The 17,057-nt window shown below is 51.3% G+C and carries 16 protein-coding genes; 3 read left to right on the top strand and 13 right to left on the bottom strand.

Going from position 1 to position 17,057, the window contains the following annotated elements:
• Position 1 precedes the first annotated feature (1 nt).
• The 8 genes from dnaG to AINA4_RS04675 form a co-directional block, all read right to left on the bottom strand.
• Complete coding sequence (gene dnaG / locus AINA4_RS04640; RefSeq protein WP_281787642.1) at positions 2-1,921, bottom strand: DNA primase; 1,920 nt, start codon at positions 1,919-1,921, stop codon at positions 2-4.
• Complete coding sequence (locus tag AINA4_RS04645; protein WP_281786344.1) at positions 1,921-3,228, bottom strand: deoxyguanosinetriphosphate triphosphohydrolase; 1,308 nt, start codon at positions 3,226-3,228, stop codon at positions 1,921-1,923. The genes dnaG and AINA4_RS04645 overlap by 1 nt, the downstream gene beginning before the upstream one ends.
• On the bottom strand, positions 3,228-4,406 hold the full coding sequence (dusB, locus tag AINA4_RS04650) for a tRNA dihydrouridine synthase DusB (protein WP_280799537.1): 1,179 nt from the start codon (positions 4,404-4,406) through the stop codon (positions 3,228-3,230). Before dusB ends, AINA4_RS04645 begins: the two co-directional genes overlap by 1 nt.
• A 65-nt stretch (positions 4,407-4,471) precedes the next feature.
• Positions 4,472-5,116: a DsbA family oxidoreductase gene (locus AINA4_RS04655; protein WP_280798781.1), complete on the bottom strand. Its 645-nt coding sequence runs from the start codon at positions 5,114-5,116 to the stop codon at positions 4,472-4,474.
• Entirely contained in the window at positions 5,113-6,294 is a 1,182-nt protein-coding gene (locus AINA4_RS04660; protein ID WP_281786345.1) for a hypothetical protein, read from the bottom strand. Before AINA4_RS04660 ends, AINA4_RS04655 begins: the two co-directional genes overlap by 4 nt.
• Positions 6,295-6,330: 36 nt before the next feature.
• On the bottom strand, positions 6,331-7,134 hold the full coding sequence (locus AINA4_RS04665) for an isoprenyl transferase (protein WP_096380826.1): 804 nt from the start codon (positions 7,132-7,134) through the stop codon (positions 6,331-6,333).
• Positions 7,131-7,853, bottom strand: coding sequence for a DNA repair protein RecO (recO, locus tag AINA4_RS04670; RefSeq protein WP_281786346.1), 723 nt, complete (start codon positions 7,851-7,853; stop codon positions 7,131-7,133). The genes AINA4_RS04665 and recO overlap by 4 nt, the downstream gene beginning before the upstream one ends.
• Positions 7,853-8,560: a TRIC cation channel family protein gene (locus AINA4_RS04675; protein ID WP_281786347.1), complete on the bottom strand. Its 708-nt coding sequence runs from the start codon at positions 8,558-8,560 to the stop codon at positions 7,853-7,855. Before AINA4_RS04675 ends, recO begins: the two co-directional genes overlap by 1 nt.
• Before the next feature lie 112 nt (positions 8,561-8,672).
• On the opposite strand from AINA4_RS04675, the gene AINA4_RS04680 reads away from it, so the two are divergent.
• Positions 8,673-9,902 (top strand): Mur ligase family protein, encoded by a 1,230-nt coding sequence (locus AINA4_RS04680; RefSeq protein ID WP_281786348.1) that lies wholly within the window; start codon positions 8,673-8,675, stop codon positions 9,900-9,902.
• Complete coding sequence (locus AINA4_RS04685; RefSeq protein WP_281786349.1) at positions 9,895-11,142, top strand: poly-gamma-glutamate biosynthesis protein PgsC/CapC; 1,248 nt, start codon at positions 9,895-9,897, stop codon at positions 11,140-11,142. Before AINA4_RS04680 ends, AINA4_RS04685 begins: the two co-directional genes overlap by 8 nt.
• Before the next feature lie 39 nt (positions 11,143-11,181).
• Here AINA4_RS04685 and AINA4_RS04690 read toward each other — a convergent pair whose 3' ends face one another.
• Positions 11,182-12,285: a hypothetical protein gene (locus AINA4_RS04690; protein WP_281786350.1), complete on the bottom strand. Its 1,104-nt coding sequence runs from the start codon at positions 12,283-12,285 to the stop codon at positions 11,182-11,184.
• A gap of 62 nt (positions 12,286-12,347) precedes the next feature.
• Positions 12,348-13,946: an ABC-F family ATP-binding cassette domain-containing protein gene (locus AINA4_RS04695; RefSeq protein WP_096380821.1), complete on the bottom strand. Its 1,599-nt coding sequence runs from the start codon at positions 13,944-13,946 to the stop codon at positions 12,348-12,350.
• Positions 13,947-14,013: 67 nt separating this feature from the next.
• On the opposite strand from AINA4_RS04695, the gene AINA4_RS04700 reads away from it, so the two are divergent.
• Entirely contained in the window at positions 14,014-14,616 is a 603-nt protein-coding gene (locus AINA4_RS04700; protein ID WP_281786351.1) for a biotin transporter BioY, read from the top strand.
• A 121-nt stretch (positions 14,617-14,737) separates the two neighbouring features.
• Here AINA4_RS04700 and AINA4_RS04705 read toward each other — a convergent pair whose 3' ends face one another.
• The 3 genes from AINA4_RS04705 to sufC all read right to left on the bottom strand — a co-directional run bounded on the left by AINA4_RS04705 (position 14,738) and on the right by sufC (position 17,056).
• Positions 14,738-15,889, bottom strand: a complete 1,152-nt coding sequence (locus tag AINA4_RS04705) for a cystathionine gamma-synthase (RefSeq protein WP_281786352.1) — start codon at positions 15,887-15,889, stop codon at positions 14,738-14,740.
• A 79-nt stretch (positions 15,890-15,968) separates the two neighbouring features.
• Complete coding sequence (locus tag AINA4_RS04710; protein ID WP_096380815.1) at positions 15,969-16,298, bottom strand: metal-sulfur cluster assembly factor; 330 nt, start codon at positions 16,296-16,298, stop codon at positions 15,969-15,971.
• A 2-nt stretch (positions 16,299-16,300) separates the two neighbouring features.
• On the bottom strand, positions 16,301-17,056 hold the full coding sequence (gene sufC / locus AINA4_RS04715; protein ID WP_096380813.1) for a Fe-S cluster assembly ATPase SufC: 756 nt from the start codon (positions 17,054-17,056) through the stop codon (positions 16,301-16,303).
• Position 17,057 lies beyond the last annotated feature (1 nt).

Genomic DNA, 17,057 nt, shown 5'->3' on the forward strand with positions numbered 1-17,057 from the left:
ACTAGTCCTCACGAAGTTGGCGACGTTTGGTTTCTAATTCCAAAAGTTCACGTTGAATCTCGCGACTGATTTCACCCTGGTCAACACTGGTTCGTTGCAAACGCCCGACTAGTTCAGATTTGCGACGAACCAAGTCGCGCTCAATGAGAGAAACAACCACACCACGACAATAAGTCTGGGTTTGGTCCTCGTTTTTTTGTGGAAGTGGCGCCACAGCAAGCTGAGTTACCAATGGCTTAAAGTCCTGAGGAAGATCGTTCTGAATCCTATCCAGCCACGTCTCCCCACCCAGCTCGTTGATGTTTGCTCCGATTGCGTCTCGAACGGTGGCCAAGTTTGGGTCAAGAATGGCTGATTGGACTGCATCCGCAGCTAGGTCACTGCCGACCAATTCAGGGAATTGAATCAGTGCCATCAATGCTTCACGTTCAAGACGCGATGACGGATCATTCTTCAGCTCAAAGACGCGAGGACCTTCAGGGGCGCTCTCTACGGAAGCTTCTGTTTGCTCAGAACCAGCTGGAACAGGTCTTGTTGTGGGAGTTCCGGCATAACCTGTGCGCGCACCCTCAGAGGTTGTTTGCATCCCTTTTGATCGTGAGGCCTTAACGGCGTTAGAGACAGCAACCTGCGCTTCTGACACGTCAACACCCGTCAAGCGGGCAAGTTCTCGTGTGTAACCAGGACGAAGCGCAGAGTCCCTGATATCTGCCACCACGGGCGCTGCCTCACGCAGTGCAGCAACACGACCCTCGACAGTGTCGAGGTTGTAGTTGCTAAGCATTTGCCTCATTACAAACTCAAACATGGGGATTTTCGAATCCATCAAATCCCGAACGGCCTGCTCTCCTTGAGCAAGACGCAGATCGCAGGGGTCGAGGCCATCTGGGGCAACCGCGACAAAGGTTTGTGCAGCAAATCGTTGTTCTTCCGCAAAAGCGCGCATGGCTGCTTTCTGCCCAGCAGCGTCAGGGTCGAAGGTGAAAATCACTTCACCCAGCCCGGAATCATCTCCCATGATGCGGCGAATGAGTTTGATGTGTTCCACGCCAAAACTCGTTCCACAGGTGGCTACTGCAGTGGTCACCCCAGAAAGGTGTGCAGCCATCACATCGGTGTAACCTTCCACCACAACAACGCGGCGAGTCTTTGAAACATCTCGTTTGGCAAGATCTAGCCCATAGAGCACCTGTTGCTTGTGATAGACCGGAGTCTCTGGAGTATTCAAATACTTAGGACCCTGGTCATCGTCAAAGAGTTTACGCGCGCCAAAACCAATCGTTTGACCGGTGACATCGCGAATAGGCCAGATCACTCGACCGCGGAAGCGGTCATAAACACCCTTGTCTCCTTGCGAGAGCAACCCCGCTTGCAACATTTCTTCTTCCGTGAAGCCTTTGGTCTTGAGGTGATCACGAAGTTCGTTCCACGCCTTGGGAGCGAAGCCAATACCAAAACGTTCAGCGGCGGCTTTATCGAAACCGCGCTCACCCAAAAACTTTCGCCCTGCAGCAGCACCTGGTGTGGCCAACTGAGCAACATAAAATTCTGCAGCCGCGGTATTGGCTGCCAGGATACGAGTCCGGTTACCTGTCTCTTGAGACTTACCTGAACCCTCTTCATAGTGAAGTTCAAAGTTGATGCGCTGTGCCAAGCGTTCAATGGATTCTGTGAAGCTCAGATGGTCCATTTTCTGCACGAATGTGTAGACATCGCCGGATTCACCGCAGCCAAAGCAATGAAAGTATCCCACCGTGGGGCGCACGTGAAAGCTGGGTGAGCGTTCATCATGGAAAGGACACAGACCCTTCATTGAACTCACACCAGCGGATTTTAAGCTCACATAGTCACCGATGACATCAGCAATGTTGATGCGTTGCTTGAGTTCTTCAACATCTGCTTGACGAATACGGCCAGCCATCAGGACACCACCGTCACTGTGTTGTTTCCTCCACACAGGCGGTTGTGCCATGCGAATGCTGATTGATCGGTCAAGCTCGCAACCTGATCCACAACGATGCGGCGGCGCACCGCCTCATCCGTTGCGGCGTTCCAGTCATCCGCGAAATGACGGTCCATAGCTTCTGGCCCACGCTCGTATAGGGTGTTGCACAAATCCGTGAGCACTTCGCGCTGTTGGGTGTAGACAGGCTGGCGTGAATTAGTGGTCATCACGAAAGCGGCAACGATTCCCTTGAGCACAGCAATCTCTGCACGCACCACATCAGGAACAATGACGTTTCCACCAAAACGCACCAAGCTCTGCTGAGGATACGCCTCACGGGTGGCATGAACAGCTGCGTGAGCGAATCGTCCAATGAGCTGGCTCGTGAGGTTTTTCAGTTTGGCTTGGGCAATACGCGAACCATCCCAGGTGTCCACCCACACATCCAAGTTATCTAGTCGATCAAAGGCAGCGATGAGCTCATCGTGAGAGAATTCGCCCCCAATCCACTCAAACATGGAGTCCACCAGTTCATCGTGGTTGACGCGCGCACCCAGCTCTCCCGCATCCACATAACCATTGAAAATGGCATCCTCAAAGTCATGCACGGAATAGGCAATGTCATCACTGAGGTCCATGACCTGAGCCTCTATACAGCGCTGTTTATCCGGTGCACCGGCGCGCATCCAGGCAAAGACATCAAAATCATCGGCATAGAAACCAAACTTTGCCCGGCCGGTGGGGTCAATGACAGCCTGCTGTTCAGGCCACGGGTATTTTGTGCTGGCATCCAGACTTGCGCGAGTGAGGTTGAGCCCAAAACTGCGGCCATCTGTTCCAAAAACTTTTGGCTCCAGACGGGTCAGCAGCCGTAGAGTTTGTGCGTTTCCCTCAAAGCCCCCAATGTCCGAACTCCATGAGTTCAACGCTTTTTCACCGTTGTGACCAAAAGGTGGGTGACCTATGTCGTGAGCCAAACTCGCAGTATCAACAACGTCGGGATCAAGTCGAAGACGGCCAGCAATTTCCCGGCCAACCTGCGCAACCTCCAGAGAGTGGGTAAGGCGGTTTCGTGCAAAATCTAGACCTGCAGTGGGACTGAGCACTTGAGTCTTAGCTGAGAGTCTGCGCAGTGCGCTGGAGTGCAGCAAACGCGCACGATCTCGAGCAAAATCAGAACGACGGGAGGAGTGGGTTTCCTCCAGCATTCGTTCAGCATCAAACTCTGAATAACCTGCCGTCACGGTCGGTATGTTTGCCGTTTCAACATGGTGGTCAGACATTAGCCACCACTCGCATCGATTTCAGCATGGGCGACTACAGCTTTTTCCGCGTCGCTGAGTTCCTGAGACTCCAACCATCTATCTGGCAAAGAAGGTCGCTTCGGAGTCCCCTGACGTCCGCGTTGACCTTCAGCATCCGCTCCCGGGTAGGGCGTGGACCAATCAAGCTGGCCGAGCAGATCATCGAGGTGTTGCAAGCTGGTAACTTGAGCCAATTGAGAGCGTACATCTCCCCCAACCGGGTATCCCTTGAAATACCAGGCCATGTGTTTGCGGATGTCGCGGCAGGCATGCTCTTCTGAATCAAAGAACTCAATTAAGAGCTCAAGGTGACGGCGCAAAGTGGTTGCAACATAACCCAGTGTGGGTTCAATTCTGTTGCCAGGTTCTTGGAGTCCCGCACGCTCGCGGAACGCAGCGTCCAATTCAGCGAAAAGCCAAGGACGCCCAAGGCAGCCACGTCCAACAACAACTCCATCACAGCCGGTTTCATCCATCATGCGAACAGCGTCTTCGGCAGACCAAATATCTCCGTTCCCCAGAACGGGAACACTTGTCACCGCTTGCTTGAGTTCGCCAATCGCATTCCAGTCAGCATGCCCTGAATAAAACTCGGAGGCTGTTCTCCCGTGCAAAGCAATGGCGGCAACCCCAGCCCCCTCGGCTGCTTTACCTGCTTCTATGAACGTGAGGTGGTCAGCATCGATGCCTTTACGCATCTTGATAGTTAGTGGAATTTCACCAGCAGCCTTAACTGCTTCTTCGACAATTTCTCGGAATAAGTCTTTTTTCCAGGGCAATGCCGAACCGCCACCCTTACGGGTGACTTTCGGGACTGGACAACCAAAATTGAGATCAATGTGGTCTGCACGGTCTTCAGCCACAAGCATGGTGACGGCTTCACGGACCGTTTTTGGCGCCACTCCATACAACTGGATGGAACGAATTTCTTCACTGGGGTGGGTTTGGATCAAGTGCATTGACCCAGGCGTTCGCTCTACGAGGGCCCGTGAAGTGATCATCTCGGAGACAAAAATTCCAGAGCCCTGCTCTCGGCACAGTCGACGGTAGGCCATGTTGGTAATGCCAGCCATGGGTGCGAGCACGACAGGAACTTCGGCCTGAATGGGCCCAATGTTCAAATTGCCCGCCCGGGCACCTGTCTTCACACTCGTCATCGTGATTTCTCCTGTGAAACAAGTATCCCATGTTGCACACAGGGACAGTAGCTCAATTGAAAGACTTAGGCTCTGTTTTCTGCAGCTTCATTAAGTGCAGCAGCAAATGTTGCTGCATCCTGTGCACCAGAGATTCCATATTTGCCATCAATGACATAAAAAGGCACACCATTGATGCCGTATTCCCGTGCTTGCGCCATATCTGCTTTAACCGAAGGGAGATACTCTTCTGCTTCTAGACTGCGCAACACATCCTGTTCGTCTAAGCCAATCTCGCCAGCTAGTTTGGCTAAGTTTTCGCTCTTGCCCACGTGCTCACCATCGATGAAATATGCCTTGAGGAGGCGTTCTTTCATTTCCTGTTGCTTGCCGTGTGCTTTTGCGTAATGCAACACCTCGTGAGCTTTGATGGTGTTGGTTTGGTGGACAGCGTCATAGTTGTAGTGAAGTCCGACACTTTCGGCTATTCCGGTAACTCGCTCAAGCATCTGGTGCACTTGCTCAACTGGAATGCCCTTGCGCTCACTCAAGTACTGGACAGGATCACCCTCGTAATCCACCGGTGTATCTGGTGCTAACTCGAAGGAGTGGTACTCCACCTCAACTGGCTTTCCGTATAACTTGGCGCCTGCTTCAAACTTACGTTTCCCGATGTAACACCAGGGACATTGGACATCAGACCAAATATCAACCTTGATGGGGTCGGTCATGAAAAATCCTTTGCAACGAGTTCAATGATGGTTTGTGCAGCTGTTGCTGGTTGAGGGCGCACGGCGTGAACCAAGTCGGCTATCTGCTCAGAGCGATCGGGCAGGGTTCCATCTTGTGCCTGAGCAATAGCGAGTTCTACCTGTTCCATGTTATGGACTTTCACAGTGGTAGCTTCAGCAATCTTGCCCAATGGTGAAAACTCCCAGTGCTCGGGTTTCTCCCAGAAAATAGCTGGTTTTCCCGTCACTAGAGGGTATTCCCCAATGAAAGACACTCCATCAGTGACCATGGCATCCGAGGCAAGCAGAATGCTTGTAATCGGTGCACCTAAATCAGTAAACGTGTTGGGCAAAGCGTCCCACTTCGAGCGCCACTGATCTAACTCTTCCTGAGTCATGATGTCGCGGTCTGTGAGCGTTCCGAAAAGGAATGGGTGAGGCCTGAAAACAATATCCATTTCTGGGTGAGTTTTTGCGAACTCGAGCATAAGTTCGAATTCGTCACTGAAGTGACCGAAGTTTAGCCATCCATGGTCATAACTATGGTGTGGAGCCCACAGCAGTCTAAAAGGCTGCTGAGCTGGTTGTTGCTCACGATTAATTGGCCACACAGGCTCAACCGTTTCTTTCGCAGCGAGAAGGGCATCGATCTTGGGGGTTCCCGTCAGGAAGGCATTCTGACGGCCTTCCCTATCAAAAGCAGCTTTGGTGTCAGCATCTTGCAGGAACACCATGTGTGAGAGTTGATGCGTGGGTTGAATGTATTGATGAGGAGCGACACCAGCTTCACCTGGCTCTTGCACCAACGAAGTAGAGAAATATGGTACGTAACAGACCTTCGTAAACTCAACGAGGTGCTCAATCTGGTAGTACTTCTTGTAATTACGCTGCCAGGGGTAGTTCAAGAACACGTAGTCAGGAGCTAACTCCTTGAGCCTGGCAAGTCCTTCTTTACTCTTCTTGAATCTGAAACGTTCGTGAACAATACCTTGAGCATCAAGGTAGGCACTCATTTTCTTCTCATCGCGGAACTTGTCATATCCGGTGAGTTTGCGAGGAATTGTGACCACGATGGGTTCAAAGCGAGGATCGGCTAACATTCCTCGATACACAGCATCAAGGGCGTCCCATGCTTCAAAGTAGAAGACGAAAAAAACCACGCGAATCGGTCGGCTCATGCCTCGACTTTATGCGCTGATTACTGAGAATGTGCCCTATTTCGCGCTGGGCTTATCAACTGCTCCACCAAAGCGTCGATCACGGCCGATGTATTGCTCTATGGCGTCCCACAAATCCGTTCGAGAGAAGGCCGGCCATAACTGGTTCAGGAACACCATCTCGGCATAGGCAGATTGCCACAGTAAGAAGTTTGAGGTGCGCTGTTCCCCGCTGGATCGCACAAAAAGATCCACATCTGGCATATCGGGAATGTAGAGATTTTTCGCTATGAATTTCTCTGTCACCTTGGAGGGATTGATTTTTCCGGCTGCAACATCTTCCGAGATTTTACGCACCGCATCAGCGATTTCGGTTCGACCACCGTAATTCACGCACATGGTCAAGGTGAGGGTTTTGTTTTTCTTGGTCAGTTCTTCAGCAAACTGAAGTTCCTCAATGACGGAGGGCCACAACTTCGGTTTACGCCCAGCCCAGCGCACCCGCACATCCCACTCATTGAGTTGGTCGCGACGACGGTGCAGAACATCACGGTTGAAGCCCATGAGAAAGCGCACTTCTTCAGGTGATCTCTTCCAGTTTTCTGTGCTGAAAGCATAAACACTCAGATGCTTCACCCCTGCTTGGATAGCGCCAGCGACAACATCGAGAAGAGCTGCTTCTCCTGCCTTGTGTCCCTCAACACGGGTCAGACCTTGCTGATTTGCCCAGCGACCATTGCCGTCCATCACAATGGCAACGTGATTCGGGACGGACCCCGCCGGGAACGCAGGTGGATAGATACCCGTCCAGTCCACGGGCCTGTACTCGACAGCGTCTTTGTGAGTGTACGGCTTACTCATCGTGCTACATGCTCCAAAGATCGAAGTGTCCGTTCCAAGTGCCACTGGGTATAGGTAGAAACGAGGGCGCTGGCTTTACTCCAGTATTCAACAGGTACTGCTTCGGCGACGTCCCACTCGCCACGCACGAGAGCATCGAGGAGAAGAACTACCTGCGGCACGATGTGTGCAGACCCGGGAGGTGCACACTGCGTGCAAACCATGCCACCGAGTTGAACGATGAAGCTTTCATGAGGGCCTTCAGCACCACACTTGGCACAGGCATCGAAACTGGGGGCCCACCCCGCCATACTCAAGGCGCGCAAAAGATATGAATTCAGAATCAACTCAGTGGGGTGTTCTTGACGAGACAAGGAACGCAGTGCGCCAACTAGCAAAAGATACTGCTGTGGGGAGCTTTCAAGCTCAGTGACTTTGTCCGCTGTTTCGACCATGACATTGGCTGCCGTAAAACGAGCATATTCATCCACGATCTCTGCTCCGTAGGAGGCTAATGTTTCAGCCTGCTGAATCGTATCGAGGCTTCGACCTTGATAAAACTGGATATCCGCCACCATAAATGGCTCCAGGCGGGCACCAAATTTGGAGGAGGTTCTCCGAACTCCTTTAGCTACTGCACGAACTTTGCCATGCGTTTTTGTCAGCAGCGTCACTATTCGATCAGCTTCGCCGAGTTTGTGTGTGCGCAACACCACGCCTTCGTCGCGGTAAACCGGCATTAGAGATCTCGCGGAGTTTCGATAGGGCCGGTTAAGTCGGTGGGGCGAACCAGCTTCGGGTTGCGCAAAGACTTCAACATGCGCTGTTCAGGCAAAGACCAGCCAAAGCGCACCGCGAGTAATCTCAAAATTGTTGTCACCGCGACACTCAGTGGAACACTCACTTCTAAACCGATGTTTGCTTCGTTACACAACAGCAAAGCAATCGATCCCGCCGCTGCGGCAATGGCATAGAGCGAACCCACGTGCATGACAGAAATGGGCATATTCAAAAGCAGGTCTCTGATAAATCCACCACCGACTGCGGTGATAACGCCTACGAACAGTGCTGGCACAAAAGGTAAGCCTGATACCAGTGCTGCTGTCGTACCCAATGCGCCAAACAAACCAAGGGCCAAAGCATCTAGCGCTGTAATTATCCAGTCAACTCGACGGATCAGGCGTGCAAGCAACATCCCCAATAGCGCCGCACCGACAGCAACGATGATGTACCAGTTCTCAGTGAGCGCGATGGGCAAGCGGTTGAGCAAGATATCACGAAGGAATCCACCACCTAGACCAGTAGCGATACCAATAACAGCGATACCAAACAGATCAAGCCTGCGATCACGAAAACCAGATGCATAGATTGCACCCTGGAGGCTACCAACGCCAATAGCGAGCGCATTCACCCATCCGGGCACATCGAGCGGCTCAGCAATCAACATATGTACAGGCTACGCCTGAACAAGTTCATAATCGTAAGGCACTTCGGAAAGTATTCCGGATTGTATGCAGTAAGCGTAGGCTCGGCCTAGGCAAGGCGAATCAGGGGGAACTATGTTTTGGTTACCATTCATCATCAGTGCAGTGGCATTTGGCGTCATTTTGTATTTTTGGGGCTATGAAGCACTTCGCGTTGGACGTGCACGAAAAGGTATCCCTCATCGAGTATTAGTTGTGGGTTCACGCGGTAAATCCGGCACTGTGCGTCTCGTGGCCTCCGTTTTGAGTGATTCTGGTGTTTCAACCTACGCCAAAATCACCGGAACTGTAGCTGAGGAAATTGATACTCAATCTGCAGTAACCGCGACAAAGCGCTTAGGTCCCGTTTCAGCTTCTGAAATGTCCGAAGTGTTAATTCGTGCGCATCACAGCGGCGCAAATGCTGTGGTTTTTGAATGCATGGCTGTGTTGCCGAAACTCATTGCTTTTGTTCAGAACAAAGTAGTCCAAGCCCAAATCGTCATCATTCCAACTATTCGCCTCGATCATCTTGAAGACGAGGGAGACACAATCCCGGGCATAACAAAAAACATCCTCAGCGGGCTACAACACGTCAACACACTGATTACAGGTGAAACGGACGAAAATTCCCTCAAAGTGATGCGGTGGTGGGCACGACGACACCACGTGAAGTTAATTGAAGTGACTCAAAATTCAACAGCGCCGGTTATTGCAGGCCATCACCCAACGAATATCGAAACGGCTATCGCCGTAGCCGGTGAGCTAGGAATTGAAAGGGGGCAAGCAATAGATGCCATGATCAAAGCAACTCGGGAACCTGATTCTGAATTGGGATGGGAAATTTCCCGAGAAGGTCACCTGCTTCGATTCAGTGATCTTGGTGGAGCAAATGACCCACAATCTTCAGCCGAAGCATTACTGCGTGCCTATAACATCAACCCAGACTCAACAACCATTCCTATTTTGGTCAATCGGTGGGATAGGCCACTCAGAACAATTGCATTCGCCTATTCGGTTAGAGCTACCCCCGATACCCCATCGGTCGGAATCATTGGTGCAGCTGTTCCTCAAGTCAAAAGCGCATTACGCGCTCAGGGTTTTCAGCCCGAACAAATTCTCCACATCAGTTGGTTTTCTACATTGACCAGAAGTCTTGCACTTCAGACCTTGATGAGGCTTAAGGGAAAAAGAAAGAATGCCTGGTTTGCCATGGTGGAAAACATTCATGCTTTTCCTGCAGACCAATTAAGAAAAGCTATTCACAATCAAGGAACCCCAATTTCCAATGGCGCCAATGGGAACGAGGAGAAGAAAAATGCTTGAACTCGACCTTATGCGTATGACGTTGATTGTTGGCGTTGTTATTGCGGCATTGATTTATCAAAAAACCCGACTCCTCAGCGGTGGGCTTATGACCGGCGCATATTTAGCTTTATTAATTTCAAAAGGCGATACCGGAGATATTCTCGGCTGGGCAGTATTGACAGTTATAACTTTCCTCGTGATCAAGCTTGTAACCCAACTTGTAGCCCTCCCTAAAGCCTGGATATTGTCTATCGCAATCCTCACTTCGGCTGTGTTGCATTCGATAGCTGTGCTCGCTTCGGGAGGTAAAGGCGGAAACGACCCGATATTCCTGGGGGCCCTGGAAGTTGTACTAGCCGGTGGGATGTATTTAACACCAGGTCTGACTGCCTATGACCTCGCACGTCAAGGGTGGCTGAAGACTCTAGGGGTCCTAGCTATGATCACTGGCGTGACTCTCGGAATCACACTGGGGGTTGCTGGTATTGGAAATCTCGCTGGACCAAGCCAACCCCTGACCACTCCTCTTTCTGTGTTCTACACAGATTTGAGTTTCCCTGTGGTCATGGTGATCTGCATTGCTACAGCCGAGGTCATGAGACTGGCCTTCGGTTTGGGCAGTGGCGGAATTATTGGTGCTGTTTTCTTTGTCGAACTTTTGGCGGGTAACTTCTGGAGCTTTTTCGTCATAATTGCCCTTGTAGCGATAACCGTGATTCTTACCCGTTACGCGAACAAGTTCCTTGTCATGACCCCACGACAATCTTTTCAATTCACATTTATCCTGGGCTCTCTCATTGCATGGATTGGTTTATCGGTTGGTTCTCAGCTAGGTATCGAGGCAGCTCTTGATGCAAATATGTACGCCTTAGAACCACTTCTTGCCGTTGGCCTTATCTCAACTGATGTTGTTCGATTTGGAACAGGTAAGACAACTCTCGGCAAAATTTTTGTGCTCATCGCTGTTGTCATCACCAACATTGTCTTCCTTCAAGGTGGAATTTTGGCAGTGAGCGTCATCGGTTTTGAAATTACACTCATCATCGCTCTGTACATGGTCGGCTTGATCAAAGTGATTAGAGGGTGGGATCATGCTCGCATGGTTGGTGAAATGTACCCGCTCATTCCAGGTAGCAGCATTGAACCAACAACTTCAGATAGCGGAAGAGAACGGCGGCGTAAATTGCGCCTAATCAAGCTTCAAGAAAAACAGAACCGGCTGGTTGAAGCTTTAGAACGAGAACAAACTAGTCCATAGAAATTCGGACTAAGGTTCTTCAATTACTGCAAGCATTGATCAACCGACCTGATTAACAGTCAAGATTGTTGCAGGGATGTTGGGAACGTTGAGACTGTTATTCAAACTTGTTCCGCCATCAATCACTACCCCGTTACCGCTGGAAGCAATCATCAATACAAAAAAATCACCTGGCGCAGCATCGACAAAAAAGTTCAACACAGCCACACCCTTCTCAGCATCGACGCTTGTCCCAAGAATGTAGTCCGTGGATGTTTCGCTAACCCATTGATTTTGAGTTATCCCATTTTTGGATAGCCAAATTGTGACATTTCGGCGAGCATTGCTGGTGTTCTTTAGCTGTGAGGAAAACATGATGTTGTACTTACCAGCAGAGACAAAAGTTATTTTGTAGTCATCAACAATGCTGACACCATTTGCAAAGTCTGTCGTCGTGACAAGAATGGGGCTCGTTGCACCACCAGTGAGTGGTTGATTAGGCAAGTGGAAGAAACTGCCGTAGGCCCCAAATCCCCCGGCAGGACCCTGAATGCCCTGAATACCTTGGATTCCCTGGGGACCCTGTGAACCGGTTGCTCCAGTCGGGCCAGGTGAACCTGAAGGACCGACTGGTCCGGCAGGGCCTTGAGGACCCACATCTCCAGCGGTACACACCCCAGGAATTCCTTGCTGTCCTGTTGCCCCAACTAAGGAATCGAGAAAGTCCTGTGTTGTTCCGACGTTACCGAGAGATAACCACAATTGATAAGCGCTCAGGCCATTGAGCCCATCGAGGCCATCAGCACCGGCAATGGAATTCAAAAAATCTTCTGAAGTTCCTGAGTTTCCAGCATCAAGCCAGAGTTGATAGGCGCTTGCCCCTGGAGCACCGGGAGCTCCTGGTTCACCATTGACACCGTCTGCCCCAACATAGCCATTTTCACCTTTTTCTCCAACAAGTGAGTCGAAGAAGTCTTGGAGTGATCCTGTGTTTCCTTGGGTAATCCACAATTCATAGGCACTCAGGCCTGCGGTTACGGCTCGTTCACACGAATCAGCAGATGTGGGGGAAACTTCTGGGGTTTGGCTACTGCAGGATGTCAGCAGCACAGCAGAAAGCAGTGCACTCGTGATGAGTACTAACCGTGTTCTTTTCTGTTTCATGAAAACCCCCGAACTGTGGCCACGATACTCCTGATGGACCAAAAGTTCACGAGTAAATGGATTTAGGCCAGCTCCACGAGGTCTGCGTATTCCTTGTTCCAGTGGTCTTCGATGCCGTCAGGGAGGATCAACACACGTTCTGGATTCAAGGCTTCAACGGCACCAGGGTCGTGAGAAACCAAGACGACGGATCCTTTATAGGTGGCCAATGCACCCAAAATTTCTTCACGAGAAACAGGATCAAGGTTGTTGGTGGGCTCATCCAGGAGCAAAACATTTGCACTGGAGACAACAAGCATGGCCAGAGCCAAGCGCGTCTTCTCCCCACCAGAGAGAACACCGGCAGGTTTGAGCACGTCATCGCCGGTGAACAGGAAAGAACCAAGCACTTTCCGGCATTCTGTTTCAGTCATGTGAGAAGCAGCAGAAACCATGTTTTGTAGGACCGAGTCTTGAACTCGGAGTGTTTCGTGCTCCTGAGCGTAGTAGCCGACCTTAAGTCCATGACCTTCAATGACGTGCCCTGTGTCTGGCTTATCTACCCCAGCCAGGATGCGCAGCAGTGTAGTTTTTCCTGCACCGTTGAAACCAAGAATGACTACGCGTGATCCACGATCAATAGCTAGATCCACTGCGGTGAAGATTTCCAAGGACCCATAAGACCTCGAAAGGTCTTCCGCCATAAGTGGAGTTTTGCCACATGGCGCTGGGTCAGGAAAGCGCAATTTTGCAACCTTGTCGCTTTGACGAACCTCGTCCAGGCCTGCTAGGAGGGTTTCAGCTCGACGAGCCATTTGCTTTGCCGCGACTGCTCCCGAGGCCCGTGCACCCATCTTTGCTGCTTGAGCTTGCAATGTGGAGGCTTTCTGTTCTGCGTTGGCACGCTCTCGCTTGCGGCGTTGCTCATCTTGTTCACGCTGCTTTTGGTAGTTCTTCCAGTTCATGTTGTAAATATCTATGACCTGGCGATTGGCATCGAGATAGAACACTCGATTGACCGTTTCACCCACCAGCTCCACATCGTGGCTGATGATGATGAGTCCGCCCTGATATCCCTTGAGAAATTCTCGAAGCCAGACGACTGAATCAGCATCCAAGTGGTTGGTGGGCTCATCCAAGAGCATCGTGTCTGCACCGGAGAATAAGATTCGTGCCAGTTCAATGCGTCGACGCTGCCCACCTGAAAGAGTCTTGAGCGGCTGATCGAGAATACGGTCAGGCAATTGCAGGTTGGAGGCAATCGAAGCAGCCTCTGCCTCAGCCGCATAGCCACCCAAGGCATCAAAACGGTCTGCTAATTCGCCGTATTTGCGCATCGCATCAGCGGCAACTTTTTCGTTGGAGTCACCCATCAGCAGACTGTTCTCAGCCATACCCTGAACCAAAGAGCCCAGACCACGCGCATTAAGAATGCGTGTTCTGGCTAGTTCTTCTGGATCACCAGAACGGGGGTCCTGAGGGAGATAACCAATCTCACCTGAAATCTCGATAGTTCCCTCAGCTGGCTGTAAGTCGCCAGCGAGTGTTTTTGTCAAAGTGGTTTTACCAGCACCGTTACGGCCGACCAAACCAATCTTGTCTCCATTGGAGACGCGGAAGGAAACTTCCGACATGAGCACTCGGGCGCCTACGCGCAGCTCAAGGTCTTGGACGTTGAGCACAGGCTTTTCCCGATTCTTTGTTACTTCTATCTAAGCCAAGCGGCTTCTACTCCCCTAGTATATTTCTATGTCGAACATCACTCTTGCTGCCTCACGCCCTGTTCTCGCTGACCGCCTTGGTGCGCGCAGCATCGCTACTGACATCGCTTTCATTGCTGCAGGTGCCGCACTGACCGCTGGTGCTGCACAGATTGTCATCCCAATGTGGCCTGTTCCCATCACCGGACAGACTTTTGCTGTGCTGTTCGTCGGCGCAACCCTCGGCTCATTACGTGGCGCACTTTCCATGCTTCTCTACATCGGCCTCGGTGTTGCAGGTCTTCCCGTCTTCGCAGAGGGAGGCGCAGGACTGGCTAAGGTTCTTGGCCCCACTGGCGGTTACATGATCGGCTTCGTGCTTGCTGCTGCCCTCGTTGGTTGGTTGGCACAGCGCGAATGGGACCGTAAGGTTCTTGGCACCATCGGTGCATTCCTAGCAGGAACTGTTGTGATCTACGCAGTTGGTCTCCCCTGGCTTTCAGTTGCCCTCGGTCAGCTGGGATACCCCAACGACCTTTCCGCCACATTGCAGGCAGGTCTCTACCCCTTCATTCCTGGAGACATCCTCAAGGCTCTGATCGCTGGTGGACTTCTGCCGTTCGCGTGGAAGCTCGTCAACCGCACCAAATAATCGATTTACAGAACGAAGGCCCCCGACATGGTCGGGGGCCTTCGCTTTTCAATTCAGGTGAAATGTCGCAGGGGTGCGACGAACACATCAACCTGTAAGCCTGTGCGAGTACGCCAGATGATTACAGCAGAGAATCTAATGCTTGCGCAAGGTCTTCGATGAGATCATCCATGTCTTCGATGCCAACACTGATGCGAACCAGGTTCGCTGGAACCTCGAGTGCAGTTCCTTCAACGGAATGATGTGTCATCAGCCCAGGGTGTTCAATAAGTGATTCCACTCCTCCGAGTGAGGGAGCAAGTGTGAAGAGTTTGGTCCTAGTAAGCAGTGTTGTGGCAGCTGTTTCGCCCCCGGCAAGCTGGATTGACATCATGCCGCCAAATGCAGACATTTGCCGAGCTGCTATCTCGTGCCCTGGGTGAGAGGACAAACCTGGATAGAGAATGCGTTCAACCGCTGAATGGCCTTCAAATCGTTGAGCCAAGGCGAGTGCATTCTCTGAGTGGCGCTCCATGCGAATACCGAGGGTTTTGATACCACGCATTGTCAGATAGGCATCAAAAGGTGAGGAGATAGCTCCCATCCAGTTCTGAATCTGGGCTACTTTCTCAGCAAGATCAGCATCTTTGAGAACGATGGCGCCACCGACAACATCGCTGTGACCGCCGAGATACTTGGTGGTCGAATGCAACACGACATCTGCACCGAGTTCAAATGGACGCTGCAGAGCTGGAGTAGCAAATGTGTTATCGACAAGTACTAGTGCATCATGACGATGTGAAATTGTGGCAACAGCCTCAATATCAACAATGCTCATCAGTGGGTTAGTGGGCGTCTCAATGCGCACAACCTTGGGTTTCGTGGAGGCAATGAGCTCTTCAACCTTGGCAAGGTCAGCAAAATCGATAGTTGAATGACCAATGCCGAGAGGTCCATACACTTGCGCTATCGCACGATAGGAACCACCATAGGCATCATTGCCTAGGACAATGTGATCACCAGGCTTAAGAATTGCCCTGAAGAAGGCATCTTCTGCCGCCATTCCACTGGCAAAAGAATAGGCAAGCAAGCCGCCTTCCAGCGAGGCAAGATTGTGCTGTAGCGCTGTGCGCGTGGGGTTATCACAACGTGAATACTCGAAGCCGTTCAGTGGAGTACCAGGAACGTCCTGTTCGAAGGTTGAAGACAGATAAATCGGAGGAACAACTGCGCCTGTGGTGGGATCTGAAGTTTGTCCAACGTGAATCGATCTGGTGTTAAAACCCTGTGCCATGTTCTTTAGGCTACGCCGGCTTTATTACTTGTGGAAAATTTCTTCTCAGAAATGTTACGCCGAGACAGGAGGGAGAAAACTAAATGGAGAAACCCAATGCGCGCATCATGTCACGGCCATCATCAGTAATTTTCTCTGGACCCCATGGTGGCATCCACACCCAGTTGATGCGAAACGCCTCAACAACACCATCGAGTGCTTCAGCCGTTTGCTCTTCAATGACATCTGTGAGCGGGCATCCTGCACTGGTGAGAGTCATGTGGATGATTAGTGCATCGTTTTCGTCATCCCACTTGAGGTCATAAATCAATCCCAGATCAACGATGTTGATACCCAGCTCAGGGTCCATGACCTCTTTGAGCGCATCAATGCATTGGTTATAGCGCTCGTCGGAGAGTTCAGAGGACATTGTTACGCAATCTCGAGGTAGCGGTCGTAGCCCTCGTTCTCGAGGCGTTCTGCCAGCTCAGGGCCACCTTCTTCGGCAACCTTACCGTTGACAAAAACGTGGACAAACTGTGGCTTGATGTAGCGAAGAATGCGGGTGTAGTGCGTAATGAGCAACACACCGAGGTTGTTGTTTTCCTTGGCACGGTTGACGCCTTCAGAAACAATCTTCAATGCGTCAACGTCAAGACCTGAGTCTGTCTCATCTAACACAGCAAACTTTGGCTTGAGAAGTTCGAGCTGAAGAATTTCGTGGCGCTTCTTTTCTCCACCAGAGAATCCTTCATTGACGTTGCGCTCAGAGAAACTTGCATCCATACGAAGGTTTGCCATTGCTTCACGCACATCTTTGATCCAGGTGCGCAGAGCAGGTGTTTCACCATCAATGGCGGTTTTCGCCGTGCGTAGGAAGTTGGTGACAGTGACGCCTGGAATCTCGACGGGGTACTGCATCGCCAGGAAGAGACCTGCCTTGGCACGCTCATCAACGCTCATCTCAAGAACGTCTTCCCCGTCGAGGGTGATTGATCCACTGTCCACGGTGTACTTAGGGTGTCCAGCAATTGTGTAGGCAAGAGTCGATTTACCCGAACCATTAGGACCCATGATGGCGTGTGTTTCACCGGAGTTGATCTCTAAGTTGACGCCGCGCAGAATCTGCTTGGTGCCCTGTTCGGTCTCCACACTGACGTGAAGGTCGGTGATCTTCAGAGTTGACATG

This window comes from Aurantimicrobium sp. INA4, assembly GCF_027924525.1.
Lineage (GTDB): Bacteria > Actinomycetota > Actinomycetes > Actinomycetales > Microbacteriaceae > Aurantimicrobium.

Coding starts and splice junctions, on each gene's coding strand:
- dnaG (WP_281787642.1), bottom strand. CDS start 1,921: ATGGCTGGCCGTATTCGTCAAGCAGATGTTGAAGAACTCAAGCAACGC.
- AINA4_RS04645 (WP_281786344.1), bottom strand. CDS start 3,228: ATGTCTGACCACCATGTTGAAACGGCAAACATACCGACCGTGACGGCA.
- dusB (WP_280799537.1), bottom strand. CDS start 4,406: ATGACGAGTGTGAAGACAGGTGCCCGGGCGGGCAATTTGAACATTGGG.
- AINA4_RS04655 (WP_280798781.1), bottom strand. CDS start 5,116: ATGACCGACCCCATCAAGGTTGATATTTGGTCTGATGTCCAATGTCCC.
- AINA4_RS04660 (WP_281786345.1), bottom strand. CDS start 6,294: ATGAGCCGACCGATTCGCGTGGTTTTTTTCGTCTTCTACTTTGAAGCA.
- AINA4_RS04665 (WP_096380826.1), bottom strand. CDS start 7,134: ATGAGTAAGCCGTACACTCACAAAGACGCTGTCGAGTACAGGCCCGTG.
- recO (WP_281786346.1), bottom strand. CDS start 7,853: ATGCCGGTTTACCGCGACGAAGGCGTGGTGTTGCGCACACACAAACTC.
- AINA4_RS04675 (WP_281786347.1), bottom strand. CDS start 8,560: ATGTTGATTGCTGAGCCGCTCGATGTGCCCGGATGGGTGAATGCGCTC.
- AINA4_RS04680 (WP_281786348.1), top strand. CDS start 8,673: ATGTTTTGGTTACCATTCATCATCAGTGCAGTGGCATTTGGCGTCATT.
- AINA4_RS04685 (WP_281786349.1), top strand. CDS start 9,895: ATGCTTGAACTCGACCTTATGCGTATGACGTTGATTGTTGGCGTTGTT.
- AINA4_RS04690 (WP_281786350.1), bottom strand. CDS start 12,285: ATGAAACAGAAAAGAACACGGTTAGTACTCATCACGAGTGCACTGCTT.
- AINA4_RS04700 (WP_281786351.1), top strand. CDS start 14,014: ATGTCGAACATCACTCTTGCTGCCTCACGCCCTGTTCTCGCTGACCGC.
- AINA4_RS04705 (WP_281786352.1), bottom strand. CDS start 15,889: ATGGCACAGGGTTTTAACACCAGATCGATTCACGTTGGACAAACTTCA.
- AINA4_RS04710 (WP_096380815.1), bottom strand. CDS start 16,298: ATGTCCTCTGAACTCTCCGACGAGCGCTATAACCAATGCATTGATGCG.
- sufC (WP_096380813.1), bottom strand. CDS start 17,056: ATGTCAACTCTGAAGATCACCGACCTTCACGTCAGTGTGGAGACCGAA.